At 51.3% G+C, this 20,529-nt stretch carries 18 protein-coding genes; 8 read left to right on the forward strand and 10 right to left on the reverse strand.

The features are described 5' to 3' along the window. Together wecA and rfbB are read right to left on the reverse strand one after the other, a co-directional pair. Positions 1 to 1,042 (reverse strand): UDP-N-acetylglucosamine--undecaprenyl-phosphate N-acetylglucosaminephosphotransferase (wecA, locus tag CAG65_RS08950; protein WP_161453405.1); only part of this gene is annotated, 1,042 nt, incomplete at its 3' end. 120 nt (positions 1,043 to 1,162) lie between these two features. Then, entirely contained in the window at positions 1,163 to 2,161 is a 999-nt protein-coding gene (gene rfbB, locus CAG65_RS08955; RefSeq protein ID WP_161453406.1) for a dTDP-glucose 4,6-dehydratase, read from the reverse strand. Between the two features lie 165 nt (positions 2,162 to 2,326). Here rfbB and CAG65_RS08960 point away from each other — a divergent pair, with 165 nt between their 5' ends. Next, entirely contained in the window at positions 2,327 to 3,682 is a 1,356-nt protein-coding gene (locus CAG65_RS08960) for an MBL fold metallo-hydrolase RNA specificity domain-containing protein (RefSeq protein ID WP_161453407.1), read from the forward strand. Between the two features lie 67 nt (positions 3,683 to 3,749). On the opposite strand, the gene pssA is transcribed toward CAG65_RS08960, so the two are convergent. Beyond that, entirely contained in the window at positions 3,750 to 5,090 is a 1,341-nt protein-coding gene (gene pssA / locus CAG65_RS08965; RefSeq protein ID WP_161453408.1) for a CDP-diacylglycerol--serine O-phosphatidyltransferase, read from the reverse strand. Between the two features lie 143 nt (positions 5,091 to 5,233). After that, on the reverse strand, positions 5,234 to 5,686 hold the full coding sequence (locus CAG65_RS08970; RefSeq protein WP_161453409.1) for a GNAT family N-acetyltransferase: 453 nt from the start codon (positions 5,684 to 5,686) through the stop codon (positions 5,234 to 5,236). Positions 5,687 to 5,760: 74 nt separating this feature from the next. Between CAG65_RS08970 and murB the strand changes: the two genes are divergently transcribed. Together murB and birA are read left to right on the forward strand one after the other, a co-directional pair. Next, positions 5,761 to 6,804 (forward strand): UDP-N-acetylmuramate dehydrogenase, encoded by a 1,044-nt coding sequence (gene murB, locus CAG65_RS08975; RefSeq protein WP_161453410.1) that lies wholly within the window; start codon positions 5,761 to 5,763, stop codon positions 6,802 to 6,804. Next, entirely contained in the window at positions 6,801 to 7,769 is a 969-nt protein-coding gene (birA, locus tag CAG65_RS08980; protein WP_161453411.1) for a bifunctional biotin--[acetyl-CoA-carboxylase] ligase/biotin operon repressor BirA, read from the forward strand. The genes murB and birA overlap by 4 nt, the downstream gene beginning before the upstream one ends. Before the next feature lie 18 nt (positions 7,770 to 7,787). Here birA and CAG65_RS08985 read toward each other — a convergent pair whose 3' ends face one another. Continuing rightward, positions 7,788 to 8,129: a DUF3135 domain-containing protein gene (locus CAG65_RS08985; protein ID WP_161453412.1), complete on the reverse strand. Its 342-nt coding sequence runs from the start codon at positions 8,127 to 8,129 to the stop codon at positions 7,788 to 7,790. Positions 8,130 to 8,243: 114 nt separating this feature from the next. After that, entirely contained in the window at positions 8,244 to 8,855 is a 612-nt protein-coding gene (locus CAG65_RS08990) for a helix-turn-helix transcriptional regulator (RefSeq protein WP_161453413.1), read from the reverse strand. Positions 8,856 to 9,052: 197 nt separating this feature from the next. Here CAG65_RS08990 and CAG65_RS08995 point away from each other — a divergent pair, with 197 nt between their 5' ends. The 4 genes from CAG65_RS08995 to modF all read left to right on the forward strand — a co-directional run bounded on the left by CAG65_RS08995 (position 9,053) and on the right by modF (position 13,966). Continuing rightward, positions 9,053 to 10,207 (forward strand): Wzz/FepE/Etk N-terminal domain-containing protein, encoded by a 1,155-nt coding sequence (locus tag CAG65_RS08995; RefSeq protein WP_161453414.1) that lies wholly within the window; start codon positions 9,053 to 9,055, stop codon positions 10,205 to 10,207. 196 nt (positions 10,208 to 10,403) lie between these two features. Continuing rightward, positions 10,404 to 10,694 (forward strand): co-chaperone GroES, encoded by a 291-nt coding sequence (locus tag CAG65_RS09000; protein WP_021704551.1) that lies wholly within the window; start codon positions 10,404 to 10,406, stop codon positions 10,692 to 10,694. Positions 10,695 to 10,748: 54 nt separating this feature from the next. Next, positions 10,749 to 12,395, forward strand: coding sequence for a chaperonin GroEL (gene groL / locus CAG65_RS09005; protein ID WP_021704550.1), 1,647 nt, complete (start codon positions 10,749 to 10,751; stop codon positions 12,393 to 12,395). Between the two features lie 128 nt (positions 12,396 to 12,523). Then, positions 12,524 to 13,966, forward strand: coding sequence for a molybdate ABC transporter ATP-binding protein ModF (gene modF, locus CAG65_RS09010; protein ID WP_161453415.1), 1,443 nt, complete (start codon positions 12,524 to 12,526; stop codon positions 13,964 to 13,966). Positions 13,967 to 14,003: 37 nt separating this feature from the next. Here modF and glpX read toward each other — a convergent pair whose 3' ends face one another. Then, complete coding sequence (gene glpX / locus CAG65_RS09015; RefSeq protein WP_021704548.1) at positions 14,004 to 15,011, reverse strand: class II fructose-bisphosphatase; 1,008 nt, start codon at positions 15,009 to 15,011, stop codon at positions 14,004 to 14,006. Between the two features lie 315 nt (positions 15,012 to 15,326). On the opposite strand from glpX, the gene zapB reads away from it, so the two are divergent. Beyond that, positions 15,327 to 15,569 (forward strand): cell division protein ZapB, encoded by a 243-nt coding sequence (gene zapB, locus CAG65_RS09020; RefSeq protein WP_021704547.1) that lies wholly within the window; start codon positions 15,327 to 15,329, stop codon positions 15,567 to 15,569. Positions 15,570 to 15,640: 71 nt separating this feature from the next. Here zapB and metF read toward each other — a convergent pair whose 3' ends face one another. From metF to CAG65_RS09035, 3 genes are all read right to left on the reverse strand, one after another. After that, complete coding sequence (metF, locus tag CAG65_RS09025) at positions 15,641 to 16,528, reverse strand: methylenetetrahydrofolate reductase (protein WP_021704546.1); 888 nt, start codon at positions 16,526 to 16,528, stop codon at positions 15,641 to 15,643. 330 nt (positions 16,529 to 16,858) lie between these two features. Further along, positions 16,859 to 19,270, reverse strand: a complete 2,412-nt coding sequence (locus tag CAG65_RS09030; RefSeq protein ID WP_161453416.1) for a bifunctional aspartate kinase/homoserine dehydrogenase II — start codon at positions 19,268 to 19,270, stop codon at positions 16,859 to 16,861. Then, complete coding sequence (locus tag CAG65_RS09035) at positions 19,271 to 20,437, reverse strand: O-succinylhomoserine (thiol)-lyase (protein ID WP_161453417.1); 1,167 nt, start codon at positions 20,435 to 20,437, stop codon at positions 19,271 to 19,273. It abuts the gene before it with no gap. Positions 20,438 to 20,529: the final 92 nt, after the last annotated feature.

Genomic DNA, 20,529 nt, shown 5'->3' on the forward strand with positions numbered 1-20,529 from the left:
TTCTAATGTAGCTCGTAATCTTCCAAACGTTACTTAATAGAATTAAATATATGGAAAAACATAAAATAAAGACGTAAAACATTACATATTCTGGGACGCCAATCATTTCTGCGTATATACCAACGCCAGCATAAACTGCAGAAATTAAGAAGATAACGACTAATGTTTGGTGAGAACTAAGGCCCAAGCGCTGGAATATGTGGTGTAAGTGCTCTCGATCCGGTTTAAATGGAGAGTCTCCGCGACGAATTCTTCGGATCATAATGGCTGCCATATCCATTAGTGGCACAGCAATCAACCATAGTGCTGTCACTGGTTGAAGGGGAGGGTTTTTACCATTTTGACTGGAAAGTAATAGAAACCAAATGACCGTAAAGCCGATTAACATACTGCCGGCGTCGCCCATAAACACTTTTCGTTTTCGACCGAACGCTCCAAGGTTTAGTAGGATATATGGAATGATAATAACCACCATGACTAAGCATAGATAGGCAATATTGAGCTGCCCGTCGTGCGCTAACATAATTCCTAGCCCACCGAAAGTTACAATCGAAAGTCCACCTAATAAGCCATCTATCCCGTCGACCATGTTAAACGCATTGATGGCGCCTACAACAGCGATAATGGTAACAACGTAGCCAAACCACCCCAGCGTTACATTTCCCGCTCCGAAAACATTTCCGATAGTATGTAGCTCAATCCCACCAAGTACCATCATAGCTACCGAGAGCCCTGCTTGAATTGCAAAACGAAGTTTGAAGCTGATATCAAACTTGTCATCTAGTGCGCCCACTATAACCAAAATTAATATGCATCCGGCATATAATGGTGTGTTTGGAATGATGTTTTGATTGTTAAAAAGAAAATAAAGAAGCGATAAACAGATCGAGATCCCACCAACGAGCGGAACAGCACCGTTGTGGAGCTTACGTGCATTGGGTTTGTCGACCAAACCAATCGCTTTAGCGGCTTTGCGTAAGAGGAATAATGAAGCCAGTGAAAAAAAGAATAAAAAAGCCAAATCGACGAATGGAATGAGCACGGGTATTTGCCTGTAGTAATAGTGGTATCGGGATTTTAGATGAAAATAACAGCTGGATAAAGACCAGATTTTATCGACGGTATAGGTTACTTTATTGATTTCTTTGTCGTTAAATTGGATTCAATCTTTGACGTAATTCCATAAAACATTTGATAACCGATTGACTTCATAATCAAAAAAGTGAGACGGACTCCATCCAAGATTGCTAATTTTAGATGAGTCAATCGCGTAGCGCTGGTCGTGGCCTTCGCGGTCTGCGACGAAACGGATAAGCGCAGCATGTGGCGCATTGTGGGGCACGATTCTATCCAGGTTCTCGCAGATTAACGTAACCACTTCCAGATTGGTTTTCTCGCAATTACCACCGATACAGTAAGTTTCGCCAACTTTTCCTTTTTGCATCACCAAGTGAAGCGCTCGGACATGATCATCTACGTGTAGCCAGTCCCTGACTTGTTTACCTGTACCGTAAATAGGCAGCGCATTGCCCGCTAACGCATTGGTGATCATCTTAGGAATGAGTTTTTCCCTGTGCTGAAACGGACCATAGTTATTAGAGCAATTTGTGATCAAAATGGGTAAACCATAGGTTCGGTTCCAGGCTCTGACTAAGTGGTCGCTTGATGCTTTCGACGCAGAGTACGGGCTACTGGGTTTATAGGACGAGTCCTCATTAAAGCTCTGGTGAGTTCCGAGTTCTAGATCGCCGTAGACTTCATCGGTTGAGATATGCAAAAAGCGAAAAGTGTGCTTCTTTTTTGGAGTCAGCGTGTGCCAATACCCAAGGGCGGTTTCCAGTAACCGATAGGTGCCAATCACGTTGGTTTCTATAAAATCCGCTGATGCATAGATGGATTTGTCGACGTGACTTTCAGCGGCTAGGTGAAAGACCCAGCTTGGTTGATGCGCTTCAAATATTTGCTCTAGCAAACAACCGTCACAAATATCCCCTTGAATAAAGGTATAGTTTGGGTGCTGCTGATACGCCTCCAGTGCTTTTGGATCTGCCGCGTAAGTCAGTTTGTCTAAGTTAACGATTTGGTGAGATGTGTTATCCAGGAAGTGTCTTACCAGTGCCGAACCAATGAAGCCACTTCCTCCTGTAATTAGAATTTTCAAATGTTATGCCCTTTGCTGTGCATTTGAGTTTAACGGACACTTAGACGCTTATCTACTTATGTGTTGGCTTTGAGAACGCGAGTTAGGCCGCATTGCGTGGTTTTTAGAGTAGTAAGTACACTGAATTACTATTTAGTCTTACCAAAAACGACTCAGAGATTTCTTATGCGCACATTCCATCATGGCGGTAAACACACAGTAACGGGCTCTTGTCATGAGGTACAGTTTGAACATGGCAGCCTGTTGATCGACTGTGGTCAGTTTCAGGGGAAAGATGCCCGACCTATGGACGTCGAGTTCTCGATTGAACAGGTTCGTGCTTTGGTGCTGACGCATGCTCACATTGATCATGTCGGCCGCTTACCCTGGTTGCTCGCCGCGGGTTTTAGCGGGCCGATCTATTGTACGCCCGCGACCGCAGAGCTAGTCCCTCTGATGCTGGACGATGGTCTGAAACTGCAATTAGGTATGGATAAGCCGCAGCGACAGCGTGTACTCGAGGCATTGAACAAACGTTTTGTACCGATAGAGTATGGCGTGTGGCAGGGCGTTGTGCTGTCTCCTCCTGACTCACAAGGAGGCGATGCCCTCTCATGCTGCTGCGAAACGGTCGAGATACGTTTTAATCCGGCTGGTCATATTCTGGGCTCTGCGTACGTTGAAATTCGGCAAGAAAACGGTGAGGTGATTGTGTTTTCCGGCGATCTTGGGCCTTCTGATACGCCATTGCTACCGGATCCTGTGGCGCCTCCTCGAGCCGATGTGCTGTACATCGAATCGACCTATGGCAACAAACAGCATGATAGTGTGGCACACAGGGCAGAGCGGTTAGAAGCCATCATCAATCGTTCGCTGCAAGACGGTGGCGTGATTATCATTCCTGCCTTCAGCGTGGGCAGAACACAGGAACTACTGTTTGATATTGAGCAGTTGATTTACCAGCGGGGAATTACCGGTCAGATCCCGATCATACTCGATTCACCGATGGCCAGTGAAGTGACGCGTTCGTATCGTGGTTACCGGGAGTTATGGGGCAAAGAAGCCAAACAACGTTTGGAACATCATCGGCATCCTCTGGCGTTTGACCAGTGTGTGGTGGTCGAGCATTACCGGGAGCATTTGGCACTGGTTAATCGTCTGGCGAAAACGGGTGAGCCTGCTATTGTCGTCGCAGCGTCCGGAATGTGTGAAGGCGGGCGAGTGATGGGATACCTTAAAGCGCTGCTCGCTGATGTTCACACGGATGTGTTGTTTGCGGGCTATCAGGCTCAGGGGACGCTGGGGTGTGTATTGCAGTCCGGTGCCAAACGCGTTGAAATTGCGGATGAGTGGATTAATGTGCGGGCACAGATCCATACCATGTCGGGTTACAGCGCGCATGCAGACCAAACCGACTTGTTGCGTTTTATTCAGGGAATCGACGTGCCACCGAAAGAAATTCACCTGATTCATGGCGAAGCGGAGGCAAAAACAGCGTTTAAGGACTGCTTACAAAAATTGGGATATCATGTGATTGAGTGAGTACATGAGTATCATCAGCGGACGTCCGTTGTCCACTAAGTCACATTCTTCCCTGAGTCATCAGAGGCTAGAGAATTTGTTTTAGTACCCGATCGGCACGTACGCGGGTGATTTTTCGGATCAGCTTCTGTACTTCTTCCGGATAATTCTCGACTTTATCCAGCTGCTTGTAGGTACAAATTAACTGGGTGTGTTCAAGGATATTCTCGACTTCTTTGTCAAACTGCGCCGTCAACAAATGGTAGTGATCCTGAATGAACAGTGCGTTTTCCAGATCCAGTTTCCAGGCGCGTGGGTTGAGATTGTTTCCGGTGATCAGCATATAGCGTTTATCGACCCAGATGCCCTTAAGGTGGAAACTGTTGTTGCCGTGTTTCCATAAACGCAGTGACAGTTTGCGACTGGCAATGTTGGCTTCGTTGGCTTTGGCAAACAGGCGCAGATTACGCTCGTACAGATACGGCAGGCCACCAATGGTTTTGAATTCCTGCTCTGGTGAAATGTAGAAGTCATTGGCGGTCTTGTCGCCTACGACAATCGTGACTTTCACGCCACGTCTGAGGGCTTTTTTGACTTCTTTAGCCACGCTGCGCGGGAAGTTAAAGTAGGGGGTGCAGATAAACAACTCATCTTTGGCCAGACGAATTAACTGGTTGATGCCTTGATTGAGGCGATTGCGTTTTTTCCCGACACCCACGATGGGTGTCACTGCCACCTGATCGGTGGATACGGTCTCACTGTCAAACTGATAGGCAGATTTGGCCAGTGACGCGCGTAGTTGACGGATGTCGTTTTTGATCTCTTTGGTATTGGGTTTCGCCGGGCAGGCGAGATTGTTCACCGCCGGGTGCTCAATCATTTGTTCGCGGATAAACTGGACCATCGTATTGGCCAGAGTATGACTACTCAGTACATGATAGCGGTCAAAGCGGTAGCGGTCATTGTATCCCAGATAGACATTGTTCAGGCTGGCGCCACTGTAAATAACCTGATCATCGATCACAAACCCTTTCAGATGCAAGACACCAAATACTTCTCGCCCACGGACCGGCACACCATACACTGGAATATCATGCTCGTATTGGTCTGCAAACGCTTTGTACATCGCCGCATTGGTTTCGCCTGGCGCCGCGCCAATCAAACCACGCTGAGCGCGGTGCCAGTCTACGCAGACGTTGATATCCAGTCCTGGATTACGCTGCTTGGCCTGATAAAGTTCAGTCAGGATCTCTCTGCCTGCCTCATCATCTTCCAAATAAAGAGCAACAAGATAAATTCGCTTGCTCGCTTCCCGTATCGCCTGGATCAGACGAGCTCTGAACGCCTGTGCTGAGTACAGTGTTTCAAACTGCTCAGGATTCAGCGCCAGCGTCGGAAGGGTGTCGAATGGGTTCTTATTGGTCATCATCTAGATGCGTTACCTTATCCGTGTGCAAAATTGCAAGCCATGGATAGTATCAAACATCTCAGTCATTTGACTAGGAATGACATCAATTATTGGGCATTGCCGCTCAGTCGTCGAAGCTGAACAATCAGGTTGGCTGCGCGGTCTTAACTGCCGCCTGGTTTAAGCCCTGTCGGATGTTTAAAGTGCATGGCCACCAGTTGCTTCCCACTGCGGCAGTAGCGCTCAAACAACCCTTTTAGTGGCGGAGGTAACTGCTCTGTGGACACGGAAACAAAACCGTGCTGAGCGTAAAAAGGCGCCAGGTGCGTGTAGGCAAAGCAGTAGTCCTGATGACCCAGGATGTGTTGTTGGCAATAGTGCATGAGTTGATGGGCGACGCCCTGGCCGCGATATTCCGGGAGCACCAGCATGCCAGTCAGTAGGCGAAAGGTGTCCAGCGGGCGAAAACGTACTACCCCGCACAACGCATCATATTGGTAACAGACGATGGTGGTTTCATTTTTTTTGGCTTTGGCCGAAGGGTAGTGCGCCTTGTACAGTCGGGTGACCAGCGGCAGCTTAATCGGGTCCAGCAGTTCGATACGGAGTGGAGGCATTCTCACTTTGCTTGAAAAGAGGGTAGAATGAGGGCAGTGTAATTGACCTGATATTATTTGTGCAAACCAAGCTTATGCAATCTCAAACTCACGCAGATCTGCGCCCCTACCATACTTTTGGCATCTCCCAGACTTGTGCTCACCTGGTTCACGTTCATTCTGTGACCGACATTATTGATGTCTACCACCATTCTGAGTGGCAGTCGCTGCCAAAACTGATGCTGGGGAAAGGCAGTAATATGCTGTTCACTGAACCGTTTAACGGTGTGGTGATGGTCAATGGTCTGTTGGGGAAGCGGGTCTCTCAGACCGAGGAACACTGGTTGCTGCATATTGAAGCCGGTGAAGACTGGCCAGACTTGGTTGCCTGGACTGTAGAACAGGGTTATTCCGGGATTGAAAACCTCGCCATGATTCCCGGTTGTGCCGGTTCTGCGCCAATTCAGAACATTGGCGCTTATGGGGTGGAACTCAAAGATGTCTGTGAATACGTCGATATTCTGTGCCTTGACAGTTTTACTGTTCACCGCCTGAGCAACGCAGAGTGCCAGTTTGGTTACCGGGACTCAGTGTTCAAGCACGCGCTGTATCAAAAGGCCATTGTGGTGGCTGTCGGCCTGAAATTGTCGAAGGCCTGGCAGGCCAATATCGCCTATGGGCCGTTGAAAGTGTTGGGTTCAGAGGCCAGCGCGGCAGAGGTTTTTGCGCAGGTGTGTAAGATCCGCACTGATAAGTTGCCCGATCCGGCCCAAATCGGTAACGCGGGGAGCTTTTTCAAAAATCCGGTGATCAGCGCAGAGCAGTATCAGTCTCTGCTGGCGCAATATCCCGATGTGGTGGCGTATCCGGTCGACGATGGTGTAAAAATCGCGGCAGGTTGGCTGATCGATCAGTGTGGGCTGAAAGGCTACAGTATTGGCGGGGCACAAGTGCACCCCAAACAGGCGTTAGTGATCGTTAATCAGGGCAATGCAAGCGCACAAGATGTGATTCGTCTTGCGGCGCATGTGTGCCGCAGTGTGCAGGAAAAATATGCGATTGCACTGGAGCATGAGGTGCGCTTTATGGGCGCCCGCGCCGAAACTCGTCTCAATGAGATTTTGGAGGCTCAGCAATGAAAAAAGATCACAGTGTAAAACTGACATTGCTGAAGCAACTTTCTCAAGGCGGCTTTCATTCCGGGGAAGAACTGGGCGATACCCTGGGGATTTCCCGTGCAGCGATCAGTAAGCACATCAAAGGGATTCAGGAGTGGGGTGTGGACATTTTCCGTGTCCAGGGTAAAGGTTATCAACTGGCAAAGCCAATGCAACTGCTGGATGAACAGATATTGCAGGCCGCGACCGATAAGCCGCTAGAGCTGGTTCCGATCATTGGTTCAACCAATCAACATTTACTCGATAAAGTCGCCCAGTTGGAATCGGGTTCGGTGTGTATCGCGGAATATCAGTCACAAGGGCGCGGCCGCCGTGGACGGGAATGGATTTCGCCCTTCGGTGCCAATTTGTATTTGTCGATGTACTGGCGCCTTGATGCTGGCATGGCGGCAGCGATGGGGCTGAGCCTGGTTGTCGGTGTGGCGGTGGTGGAAGCGCTGGAGTCTTTGGGGATTGATGACGTTAAACTCAAGTGGCCCAACGATCTCTACTTTCGCGATCGCAAGTTAGCCGGGATTCTGGTTGAGATGTCGGGACAGGCAGGGGCAGCTGCAAATCTCGTGATCGGCATGGGGATGAACTTGAGTATGGATGACGATACTTCGGGAATTACTCAGCCCTGGGCCAGTTTGTCACAGGCGTTGCAAGGGCGTGAGATAGACCGCAATCAACTGGCGATCACCTTGGTGAAGACTTTGCACAAAGCGCTGGAAGACTATGAGTTTCAGGGAATGGCTGGGTTCGTCGAACGTTGGAATCGGCTGGACAATTTCATCAACCGCCCAGTCAGGCTGATCATGGGACCAAGAGAAATCACTGGTATTGAACGTGGTATCAATGAGCAGGGTGGTGTGTTACTTGAAACTGAGGCAGGCCTTGAAGCCTACATCGGAGGCGAAATTTCCCTGCGTGGCAATGATTGGTGATACGAAGATGACGGCACATCAGCGCCAATCTTTCTCTTTGGGCCTGAAGGGGACTACGTCGGCGCTGGTCGGGGCGATATCCAGTTCACCATTCAGAGCTTCGCGGAACTTGGCAAATTGTTTAAATAACTCACTTTGCAATGTCACATTGACGTGCGTCGGGTTGCTGCAGTGACTGATCAACAAGTCGATGTGTGATTGCTGGGCGCGCAGGCGATCCTGCATAAAATCGGAAGCTGATGCGATCATCTCATCACACAATTGATGTTTGAAGCGGTTAAACGCTTCAGGATCACGTTCTGCCAGTTTGACGAGCTCATCAAACGGCGGCAACCGTTGTTGGGTAGGCATACTGCTCATGATTGTTCCCTCAACTGCAGTGCTGATTAAACTATCAACACTTTTACAGTTTACGCAACAATTCAGCGAGCGGTTTATCGGCCTGTGGTTGGTCTTAAATTTGAGACGATTGGTTTAGCGAATGTGGTAGGTACAGCGGCGCTCACCGTTGATGATGTGTTCCGTCCGCTTGACTTGATATTGCTCGCCAAGCAACTTCTGAAAAATGTTGAGTTCGGATTTGCACAAGCTGGGGCAGCGCTTGGCAGCTTTGCAGATAGGGCAGTGGTTTTCAATCAGCAGGTAGCCATCGTCGCATGACTCCAGCTCGGCCATGTACCCTTCCAGCTCACGCAGCTCAACCAACATCGACAGTTTCTCTTCAAGAGAATGGCAAGGTTGCAGCGCGGTCTGATAATGCTCAAGCGTTTGTTGTTCTCGCTGCAGGGTGACTTTTTCCAGCCCTGCGCTACCGAAGACACTTTCCACCGCATCGATCACCTGAATAGTCAGTTCGCCGTGACGATCGGCAAACTGGGCATGACCTTTTTTGGTCAATGACCAATGGCGGGTCGGGCGGCCGACTTTGACTCGCACATCGTGAAACGCCAGGATGCCATCGTCTTCCAGGCCTTGCAGGTGCTGGCGGGCGCCCATGGTGGTCATGCCCAGCTCTTCAGCCAGTTGTTTGGCGGTGACCGCACCATCGCGCTTAATGGTTTGTAAGATCCTGTCGATTGTTTTCATGTACACTCCTTTCTTCCAGCTATTATGTCGGATCGAGTTAATAAAGCAAAGGATTGACAATGTATTATAAATAACCATTTGGAGCGCGAATATGAGACGCCGCCTGGCTTTCTTGCCTTTATTGACTTGTGTTAGACTTCGCCTCCAACTAATTTTTTACTGTTACCCAATTATTTTTAAGCTTTAAAGGATTCAATGTGACAGGGCAAAGCCAACAACCAATTGTGACAGACCAACATCATCCTCAGGTACCTGCCGCTTACCATCAAAACGATGAGATCGATCTACGAGAGCTATTTAAAGTATTATGGAAGGGTAAACTAACGGTTATTTTTACCACAATTGCTTGTGCGGGATTGGCAGTCGCGTATGCGCTGTTGGCTCAGCAGTGGTGGTCTTCTACGGCAAAAGTCACTGAACCACAATTGCAGGATATGGCGGCCTATCAGCTGCAAGTCAAGCAGTTTCAACCGATTTTTGATATTTATCAGGAAGATGGCACGGTACTGGTCAGTCGTGAGCTAGACAGCCTTATTGATACGAAAGTTCTGTTTAAACGTTTTGTGGACTCGTTTAACTCAAGCGATAACAAGCGTGTTTTCCTTGATTCTAGCGAAGAGTTCCAGGCGTATAAGGCTCAACTTGATTTGGCGGCTGATGAGAATAGCGATGGTTCTCAAGATGGGAATCGTAAACTGTACGCTGAATGGTTTCAGAAAATAACCGCAAAAGCGGAAGATAAAACGCCGTCAGCCCCATATGATTTAAGTTTTCAGTCCACCACTCAAACCAGCAGTTATTCGTTATTGAATGAATATTTGCAGATCATTCGTGCCAAAGCACGTGAGGATGCGCTGAATAACCTGCAAACCATCATTGATACTAAGCACAATGAGTTAGTGCAACAAAAACGTATTCTTGAATCTCAGGCGAGAAACCGCCTTGAAGTCGAAGCGGAGCGTGCTCAGTACGCATTGAATATTGCTAAAGCTGCGGAGGTAGACAAGCCAATTCAAAGCTACAACGACAAGGAAATCTTCTCAATCGATCTGGGGACCAAGGCGCTGGCAGCGAAAGTGACGGCGCTGGAGTCGGTGAAGAACCTCAGTGTGATTGAGCCTCGCCTGCAGCAAATTGATGCCAAACTGGATATGCTCAAGACCCTGAAAATCGATCGCGACATTCAGTTTCAGACTTTCCGCTTCCTGGAAAATGTCGAACAACCGATTTCCCGCGACAAGCCGAAGCGCGCACTGATAGCGGTACTGGGTACGCTTTTAGGTGGTATGCTGGGTGTCGCGATTGTTCTGGTACGCTTTGCGTTTCGCCGCGAAGACGACGAATCGATGTGATTGAAAGCGATAGTAAAAAGGGACGCCACTTGGCGTCCCTTTTGCTTTGTGGTGATTTCGTTAGCCGCCTCACAAAAAAATCCGTCCCCCCCCTTGGGATTGCCGCAATTGCCCCACATATAGTTACGACAAGGCTTTGCCGCTTGTTTAAGGCAATTATCAAATCAAACATGGAAACTTTCAGGAGAGACGACCAATGAATATTCGTCCATTACATGACCGAGTTATCGTAGAGCGCCAAGAAGTTGAGTCTAAATCTGCTGGTGGCATCGTTCTGACGGGTTCAGCTGCAGAAAAATCAACTCGTGGTGTGGTTCTGGCTGTTGGCAAAGGCCGCATCCTGGAGAACGGCTCTGTTCAGCCACTGGACGTGAAAGTTGGCGATACTGTGATTTTCGCAGAAGGCTACGGCACGAAGACAGAGAAAATCGACGGTAAAGAAGTACTGATCATGTCTGAAAACGACATCATGGCAATCGTTGAGTAATAAACTCTGAATCACAACGAAAACGTAAAACGTATTTGGAAAAGGATATAAAAGATGGCTGCTAAAGACGTAAAATTTGGTAATGACGCACGCGTAAAAATGCTGGAAGGTGTCAACATTCTGGCCGATGCAGTGAAAGTGACACTAGGCCCGAAAGGCCGTAACGTCGTACTGGACAAATCGTTCGGTGCACCCACTATCACTAAAGATGGTGTGTCTGTTGCACGTGAAATCGAACTGGAAGACAAATTCCAGAATATGGGCGCACAGATGGTTAAACAAGTTGCGTCGCAAGCGAATGACGTAGCAGGTGACGGTACGACTACTGCGACTGTACTGGCTCAGTCGATTGTTAATGAAGGCCTGAAAGCCGTTGCTGCGGGCATGAACCCGATGGATCTGAAACGCGGTATCGACAAAGCGGTTGCGGCCGCGGTTGAAGAGCTGAAAGTGCTGTCGAAAGACTGTTCAACATCAACCGAAATCGAACAGGTGGGGACCATCTCTGCGAACTCAGATTCCAGCGTGGGCAAAATCATTGCCGAAGCGATGGAAAAAGTGGGCCGTGATGGTGTGATCACGGTGGAAGAAGGTCAGGCCCTGCACGACGAACTGGACGTAGTTGAAGGTATGCAGTTTGACCGCGGTTACCTGTCGCCTTACTTCATCAACAACCAGGAAGCGGGCAGTGTGGATCTGGAAAGCCCATTCATTCTGCTGGTCGACAAGAAGATTTCTAACATTCGTGAACTGCTGCCGACACTGGAAGCAGTGGCGAAAGCCTCTCGTCCACTGCTGATTATTGCAGAAGACGTAGAAGGTGAAGCACTGGCAACGCTGGTAGTTAACAACATGCGCGGTATCGTGAAAGTGGCGGCAGTCAAAGCCCCTGGTTTTGGTGACCGTCGTAAAGCGATGCTGCAAGACATCGCCGTGCTGACTGGCGGTACAGTGATTTCTGAAGAAGTGGGTCTGGAGCTGGAAAAAGCCGCTCTGGAAGACCTGGGTCAAGCGAAACGTGTGACGATCACCAAAGAAAACACCACCATCATTGATGGCGTTGGCGAAGAAGCTGCGATCCATGGTCGTGTGGCTCAGATCCGTCAGCAAATCGAAGACGCAACGTCAGATTACGACAAAGAGAAACTGCAAGAGCGTGTAGCCAAACTGGCTGGCGGTGTTGCTGTGATCAAAGTCGGTGCGGCGACTGAAGTGGAAATGAAAGAGAAGAAAGACCGTGTGGAAGACGCTCTGCATGCGACTCGCGCAGCGGTTGAAGAAGGCGTAGTTGCCGGTGGTGGTGTGGCGCTGATCCGTGTCGCGTCTAAGATTGTTGACCTGCAAGGTGACAACGAAGAGCAAAATGTGGGTATTCGCGTTGCGCTACGCGCAATGGAAGCGCCAATCCGTCAAATCACCACCAACGCGGGTGATGAAGAGTCTGTGGTTGCCAACAACGTGAGAGCGGGTGAAGGCAGCTACGGCTACAACGCTGCGACAGGTGAGTATGGCGACATGCTGGAAATGGGTATTCTGGATCCAACCAAAGTGACCCGTAGTGCGCTGCAGTTTGCCGCTTCAGTTGCTGGTCTGATGATCACGACAGAAGCCATGGTGACAGATATGCCACAAAAAGATGCACCTGCAATGCCTGATATGGGCGGCATGGGCGGTATGGGTGGCATGGGCGGTATGATGTAATCATCGCGCTCACCTAACTGCGAAAAACGGAGGCTTCGGCCTCCGTTTTTGTTTTTTAGGCGGCTGGTATTCCGTGGGTACTTCCTGCACTATGGTGAAAAAAACAACAAGCACAACAAGGACAGTACATGCAATTTGACCACCTTCGTTACCGCAATCCGGCAACGTCTCTTTCCATTTCGAACTGGCACTTGGCCAAAGGTCAGCATTGGGCCGTATTTGCGGCACACAGCCACTGTGTGTCAGCGCTGGTGCAGCTATTAAGCGGTGACGCCGAGCCAGACAGCGGCACGATTGAGGCGCGACCGGCGCGCATTGCCTGCGTGTCACTGGCGTTGCAACAGCAACTGCTCGAACAGGAAATCGCGCAGGACGAAACAGACTTTCAGGATCATATAGACTACGGTTCGACCGTAGAGCAGCTGTTGGCTGGTTTCGATCTCTGTGAGACAGAACGCGACGCGTTGCTGCAACAAACCGATTTGCTCCACTTACGTCAACGCCATTTTCGCCAGTTGTCGACCGGCGAAACTCGCCGGGTCATGTTAGCGCGGGCACTGGCTGAGCGGCCGGAGATGTTGGTGCTCGATGAGCCGTATTCGGGCCTCGACAGCGCGCACCGTCAAGCGTTAACCAGATTACTCAATTCGTGTGCTGAGGAGATGCAACTGGTGATCATTACCTCACGTGAGGACGAGTTGCCCGAGTGTATCAGCCACGTGGCTCTGTTTGACCAAGAGACATTGACTGAGACGATGACCCGTGAGCAATGGCATGACCACCCTTTGATGCTTCAGTTGCAGGCGCTGTCTGAGCAGAAAAGCTCGGCGATGTTTGCCTTGATGGAGCTGCAATCTGCGCCGCACGACTACCCGGAACCTCTGGTTGCGATGAAAGACGTCAAAGTGGAGTACGTGGACGGGCTGATCTTTTCGCAGTTAAACTGGCAAATCCGCCGAGGGGAGCACTGGCAGATTCGAGGGCCCAATGGTTGTGGTAAGAGTACGTTGCTCGGGCTCATTATGGGCGATCACCCGCAGTGTTACAGCAATGATGTCACCGTGCTGGGTATGAAGCGGGGCAGTGGCGAGAGTATCTGGGATGTGAAACGTCACATCGGGATCGTCTCATCCGCGCTGCATCTGCAATACCGGGTCGGATGCAGCGCGCTGGAGGTGCTATTGTCCGGCTTTTTTGACTCGATTGGCCTGTACGAACAGCCGTCTAAAAATCAGATTCTGCTGGCGCAGCAGTGGCTGGAGGTACTGGCGATGAGCGAGCTGGCCAAAGTCAGCTTTAAAGCGCTGGATTATGGTCAGCAACGATTACTCCTGATAGGCCGCGCGCTGATTAAGCAACCGGCGCTGCTGATCCTAGACGAACCGTATCAGGGGCTGGACTATCTCAACCGCAAACTGGTGTGGTTTGCGCTGAATCGGATCGCCGCTGCCGGGCTGAGCCAGCTGCTGTACGTCACGCACCATGAAGATGATGCGTTAGAAGCGGTTGACCATTACGTCGATTTTCTGCCAGCAGACACGGGCTACCGGGTACACATTCATCGCCGCTGACGCAAAATCGCCCGTTGCAGAGAACGGGCGGTTTTGTTTAGAGAATTATGGCTCTGACTTCTGGATCTTTACGTTCCAGGTAGTGGGTGGATTTGATGCGGCGGATGGTGCGACAGCGGCCACGTATCAGTAAGGTTTCGGTGGTCGCGATGTTACCCTGACGGGTAATGCCTTCGAGCAGGTCGCCTTTGGTGATGCCGGTTGCGGAGAAAATCACGTTGTCGCTGCGCGCCATGTCATCCATGCGCAGCACTTTTCGCGCTTCCACCCCCATTTCCTGACAGCGCTTCAGCTCGGCCGCACCGTGGATGCGGTTGTCTTCGTTTTCGCCTTTAACTTCATGGCGCGGCAGCAAACGCCCGTTCATGTCGCCATCGAGCGCGCGGATCACCGCCGCAGACACCACGCCTTCTGGAGCGCCGCCGATGCAATACATCATGTCCACTTCACTGTCAGGCATACAGGTCAGAATTGATGCCGCCACGTCGCCATCTGGTACAGCGAATACCCGTACGCCCAGTGCCTGCATTTGAGCAATGATAGGGTCGTGGCGTGGCTTGGCAAGCGTGATCACCACTAAGGTGTCGAGCGATTTGTTGAGCGCTTTCGCCACGTTGTGCAGGTTGTCTTCGAGTGACTTGTTGAGATCGATACAGCCTTTAGCGCCAGGCCCGACAACCAGCTTTTCCATATACATATCCGGCGCTTTGAGAAAGCTGCCTTTTTCGCCGGCCGCCAGTACCGCCAGTGCGTTGGACTGCCCCATGGCAGTCATGCGTGTGCCTTCAATCGGATCGACAGCAATGTCGACGGCATCGCCACCCAATCCGACGCTTTCACCGATGTAGAGCATCGGTGCGTCGTCGATTTCGCCCTCACCAATGACGATTTCGCCACTGATGTCCGTTTGATTGAGCAGGGTGCGCATCACTTCCACTGCGGCACCGTCGGCTGCATTTTTGTCACCACGGCCAAGCCATTTGTAACCTGCCAGTGCGGCACCTTCCGTAACCCGGGAAAAGGCCATTGCTAAATCGCGTTTCATGAGGACTCCAATGTCAAACAGGATGAGGAAATTTACGGCGGCGATTTTAGCATATCAAAAAGTAAACGTTTGCTTTTTTGCGTCCGTATCACTTGTACTGGATCAAGAATGAATGCAAAAATGACCAAAGAGCGAGTCAGCATCAGGGCTGGCGTGGGCTTAAGTTAACTGTTTGTCAATATGCGCCGTTTTTTTAACCGAATAGCGCAAAATATCGAATATAGAGAGTGTTTCTCGCCGCTGTGCTGAGTAGAATGAAGGCATTAGGTGGAGAGTCACTTCACGTCAACCGAATAAACAAAAGGGTAGGCTAAGATGTCTTTTGAAGTATTAGAGCAACTAGAAGCAAAAATTCAAACCGCAGTAGACACGATCGCACTTCTGCAAATGGAAGTGGAAGAATTGAAAGAAGAGAAGCAGAAACTGGTGAGTGAAGCCAATGAACTGCGTGACAGCCGTGTTGAGCTGGAGCAGAAAGCACAGCAGATGCAACAAGATCACGCCCAGTGGCAAGAGCGCATTCGCAGCCTGCTGGGTAAAATGGACGAAGTTGAATAAGTTCGCCATGACCCGATGCTAAAACCCCTGCCATTGAGCAGGGGTTTTTCTTTTGGGAGTGGCTGTGCAGATTAACGCGGTCGTACGCCCAGTGTGTGGCACAAGGCGTAGGTCATCTCTGCCCGGTTCAGGGTATAGAAGTGGAAGTCTTTTACTCCTTCACGGCTTAACACGCGTACCATGTCGATCGCCTGGCTGGCGCCGACCAACTGGCGTGTGGTTGGGTCGTCGTCGAGGCCGTCAAACTGACGCGCCATCCAGCCCGGGACTTTGACATGGTTCTGCGCTGCAAAGCGCGATGCCTGTTTAAAGTTCGATACCGGCAAAATCCCCGGCACGATCTCGACGTCAATGCCTGCTGCCACGCAGCGGTCGCGAAAACGCAGGTAGCATTCCACATCGAAAAAGAACTGCGTGATGGCGCGGTTTGCACCGGCATCGACTTTACGTTTCAGGTTGAGCAAATCCGCCTGTGCGCTTTTGGCTTCTGGGTGTACTTCCGGAAACGCCGCCACGGAAATGTCAAAGTCGTGGCGTGATTTCAGCAATTGCACCAAATCAGAGGCATACATCTCCGGGCGGCCGCCTCCCGCTGGGATATCGCCACGCAGTGCCACAATGTTTTCAATACCATTGGCCCAGTAGTCGTCCGCGATTTGGATCAGCTCTTCGCGGCTGGCATCAATACACGTCAGGTGGGGTGCGGCCACCAGCCCCGTTTCTGCTTTGATCTCTTTGATAATCGAGTGGGTGCGATCACGTTCACCAGAGTTCGCGCCGTAGGTAACGGAAACGAACTTAGGTTGCAGGGTCTTGAGACGGTGAACAGAGTTCCACAGGGTTTCTTCCATTTTCTCGCTGCTGGGTGGAAAAAATTCGAATGACACATTGATGTTGTCAGAAAGCTCAGCGATATTCTGATTCAGTGCGTCGATATGACCTGCGTGCGTGTATCCCATCTTACTCTCCCTGTGGTGGCGTTAACCACAAATCTCAACTGTTCAAATCGACGTTTAGACGTCTATATGTCCACAGAATGAAATGAATTCGTTTTTATGTCAACAGTGTCAGTATGAATTTTTCTCATGATAATAATGAGCACTTTTCAACATCAATGTAGACGATAAATGACCAGTTGGTGGGATGTTCTGAGCGAAAGATAACGCATGTTGGATACGTGTGGAACAGAGGGTGATAAACAGTATTTTTTACTATCAGAAGCGGAGTTCACCCTATGGTGTGCAGAGGAGCAAACGGAGCCCGCCTTGTGTTCAGGACGGGCAAAAAGATCACAGTAAGCCAGCCAGTCGGTTGAGATCAGACTGAATCGCTCCGGCGGTGACTTCACGTCCGGCACCGGGCCCGCGGATGACCAACGGGTTGTCTTTGTACCAGCGACTTTCGATGGCAAAAATGTTGTCACACGGCAGCAGGTTGGCCAGCGCATGCTCGCGGCTCAGTGCCTCAACGCCAACAGTGGCTTTGCCGTTTTTCTCCAGTCGTGCGACGTAGCGCAGCACCTTGTCTTCGCGCTGAGCTTTCGCCAGTCGCTCGGCCAGTTGCTCACTGAGAAGCTGACCTCGGTCGAGGAAATCATCCAGTGATATTGCGCTCAGTTCATCCGGCACCAACGACTCGATTTTTACCTGCTCTGGCTCAATATGCAGGCCGGACTCGCGCGCCAGGATCACCAGTTTGCGCATCACGTCAGAACCATCCAAATCGTTGCGCGGATCGGGTTCAGTCAGCCCTTGCTGCCAGGCGAGATCGACCAGTTCAGCAAAGGGGACACTGCCGTCGTATTGTTGAAACAACCAGGAAAGCGTGCCGGAAAAAATGCCCGACAGCGCGACGATATCATCGCCACTTTCGCGCAAATCACGCACGGTATGATTGATCGGCAGGCCAGCCCCGACCGTGGCGTTATACAGCCAGTGACGGTTAATTTTGGCAAACGCATCCTGCACCTGATGATACTGTTCACTGGATGCTGAGCCGGCCACCTTGTTGGCCGAAATCAGGTGCATGCCTTGTTCGGCTATCTCCAGATAACGTTCGGCCAGCTCCGCACTGGCAGTGACATCCAGCACGATGGCATCATCGTAACTGCGTAGCGCGCCGATTTGTTTGATCCAAGCGCAGTCCTGATAAGGAATCGCCTCATCGTCAAAACGGGCGTCTATCTGAGTCGGATCCAGTCCATGTTCATCGAACCAATAGGTCTGACTGTCAATCACCGCGACCAGCTCAAAGCTCATGCCGTGGCGTTTTTCCAGCTCTGCTTTTTGTTCGGTGAACAGGGCAACCCAGCTGGCGCCGATGTTGCCTTTCCCACACAGAGCGATCGCCACCCTTTTTTGCGCCTGAAACAGCTGAGTGTGAATGCCTTTGACTAACGGTTCGGTGTCTACTTTACGCACGACGGCTACCAGGCTTAAGCCGGACAAAGATTCGGAAATAAATTCAACCGGTGCGTGTTTCAGTTGCTGGTAGAAACCAAAGCAGTGGTTGGGATTGGTGATCACGCCTGCGCCGACGGCCGCCACCAGTGAGTAGCCCTCACGCAGTTTGATTTCTGCATCGATGGCGGCGTCTTGCAGGTAGTGCAGTGCCCCGCCGACGATCTCTGCGGTATAGGCCAGCCGCAGACACAATTGATCCGGTTGAGATTCAAATGCCAGAGGCTCAAGCTGGACACGCTTTAAGTGGGCCAGCACCTGATTCTGTAAACGCTGGAAGTCGTGGCCATGACCGAAACTCAGTTCGATCAGCAGCACTTCGTTGAGCGACGTGATGATTTTGGCGCCGCGACCGGAAGCCAGCACCCGCTCGATACGGGTAGAGCCGGATTCCGGTGCGTGGCTACAACGTAGATGCAGATCCATTGCGCTTTGTGCTACGGGCTGTAGGGTACGGCTGTGCAGGACGGGCGCGGCCAGACGTGCCAGTTCACTGGCTTCATCTAGGCGCAGCAGTGGCAACAGGCAGGCATCACCGACCAGACGGGGGTCGGCGCTGTAAACGCCGGCCACATCACTCCAGATGGTCACCTGATCAACCTCGGCCAGCGCACCGATGATGGTCGCCGAGTAATCGGAGCCATTGCGACCAAGCAAAACCGTATGGCCTTGGGTGTCTTGCGCCATAAAGCCGGTGATCACCACACGGTGATGGGCATGCTGAGCCAGCACATCTTTGACCAGAGGATAGGAGCTGCCGCGATCGATTTCCGGCTGGGTACCGGCCTCCGCACGCAGAAACGCGCGCGCGTCCTGAGCCACTGCCTGCATATCACTGGCGTTCAACAGGGCCGCCAGAAGGCGGGATGACCATACTTCTCCGTGACCCAGCACAGCGGCGCGGCTGGACTCCGTTAGCGGCGCAGTCAGCTCACCGAGTGAGCTGAATTCATCATGCAGTTGGGCCAGACACTGTTCGCGGCTGTCGCCGTCCAACAAGTCCTCAATCAGTTCCGACTGATATTGACGCAGGGACTGCAGGACCTCGTGTGCCAGACGACCGTCTTTGTTGAGCGCATCGGTGAACTCAATTAAACGGTTGGTGGTTTTGCCGGCGGCAGACACGACCACCAGATCGTCGTTGCCTGAATATTCTCTGAGAATGGTCACCACGCGGCGATAGCACTCCGGATCGGCCAGGCTGCTGCCGCCGAATTTGTGCAGTTGACGGAAGGGCGTCATTTACAGTGCCTCCTTTGCTTGCGTAAAGGCGTGATCCAGATCGGCAATCAGGTCGCTGACGTCTTCCAGCCCGACCGATAGCCGCAGCAGTTGCTGTGATACGCCGGCTTCCGTCAGTGCCGCTTCTCCCATGGCTCGGTGTGTCATCGAGGCTGGGTGGCAGATCAGGCTTTCGACACCGCCGAGCGACTCCGCCAGCGAAAACAGGCTTAACTGGCCGACGAAATATTTCAGTTGTTCAAACGAGCCAGAAAATTCGAAGCTGAGCATTGAGCCGAATCCGCTTTGCTGCTTTTTGGCGATCTCATGGCCGGGATGTTCTGGCAGACTTGGGTGGTAGATTTTGCGGACCATAGGCTGAGCTTGCAGATAACGCAGAATTTCGCGTGAGCTTTCCTCATGCACGCGCATCCGGGCGCCAAGTGTGCGGATCCCGCGTAAGGTCATGTAGCTGTCAAACGGAGTGCCCGTAGCGCCGATGCAGTTGCCCCACCAGGCCAGATCTTCGGCGTGTTGCACTGATTTGGTGATCACCACGCCGCCAATCACATCAGAGTGACCGTTGATGAACTTAGTGGTGGAGTGGATCACAAAGTCAGCGCCGAGCTCAAGTGGCTTTTGGAACACCGGAGTCAAAAAGGTGTTGTCGACCCCGACCAGGGTGCCGGATTGTTTGGCTTTCTCGCATACTTTGGCGATGTCCACTACGCGCACTAGCGGGTTGGATGGGGTTTCCAGCAGAATGAGTTTGGGACGTTTGGCCAGTGCGGCCTCCAGTGCCGCGTCGTCGGATTGATCGACAAACGCAACCTGAAAATCACCTTTTTGTGCCCGGGTATTGAATAAACGGTATGTGCCGCCGTAGCAATCGTGCGGTGCCACGATCAGATCGTCCGGACCAAGGAAAGCGGATACCCACAAATTGAGGGCTGAGGTCCCGCAGTTGGTCACGACTGCGCCCTGACCCGATTCAAGCTCATACAGCGCTTTTTCCAGCAGGCCACGATTGGGGTTGCCTGAACGGGTATAGTCGTATTGGGGGACTTCACCAAAGGCCGGGAAGCCATAATTGGTCGACAAATAGATCGGGGGAACGACTGCGTGATGCTGGGTGTCGGATTCGATACCAGTACGTACCGCGATTGTGGCTGGCTTGCGGGTGCTCATGAGGCTTTCCTTTCGAAACAGGTGATGACTTGTCTGTTGGATTACGCTATACCTAAATCGTGACATCAGGGCGTTTTCCATCTCCATTGCCA

It is taken from the genome of Vibrio sp. V39_P1S14PM300 (assembly GCF_009904765.1).
Lineage (GTDB): Bacteria > Pseudomonadota > Gammaproteobacteria > Enterobacterales > Vibrionaceae > Vibrio > Vibrio proteolyticus.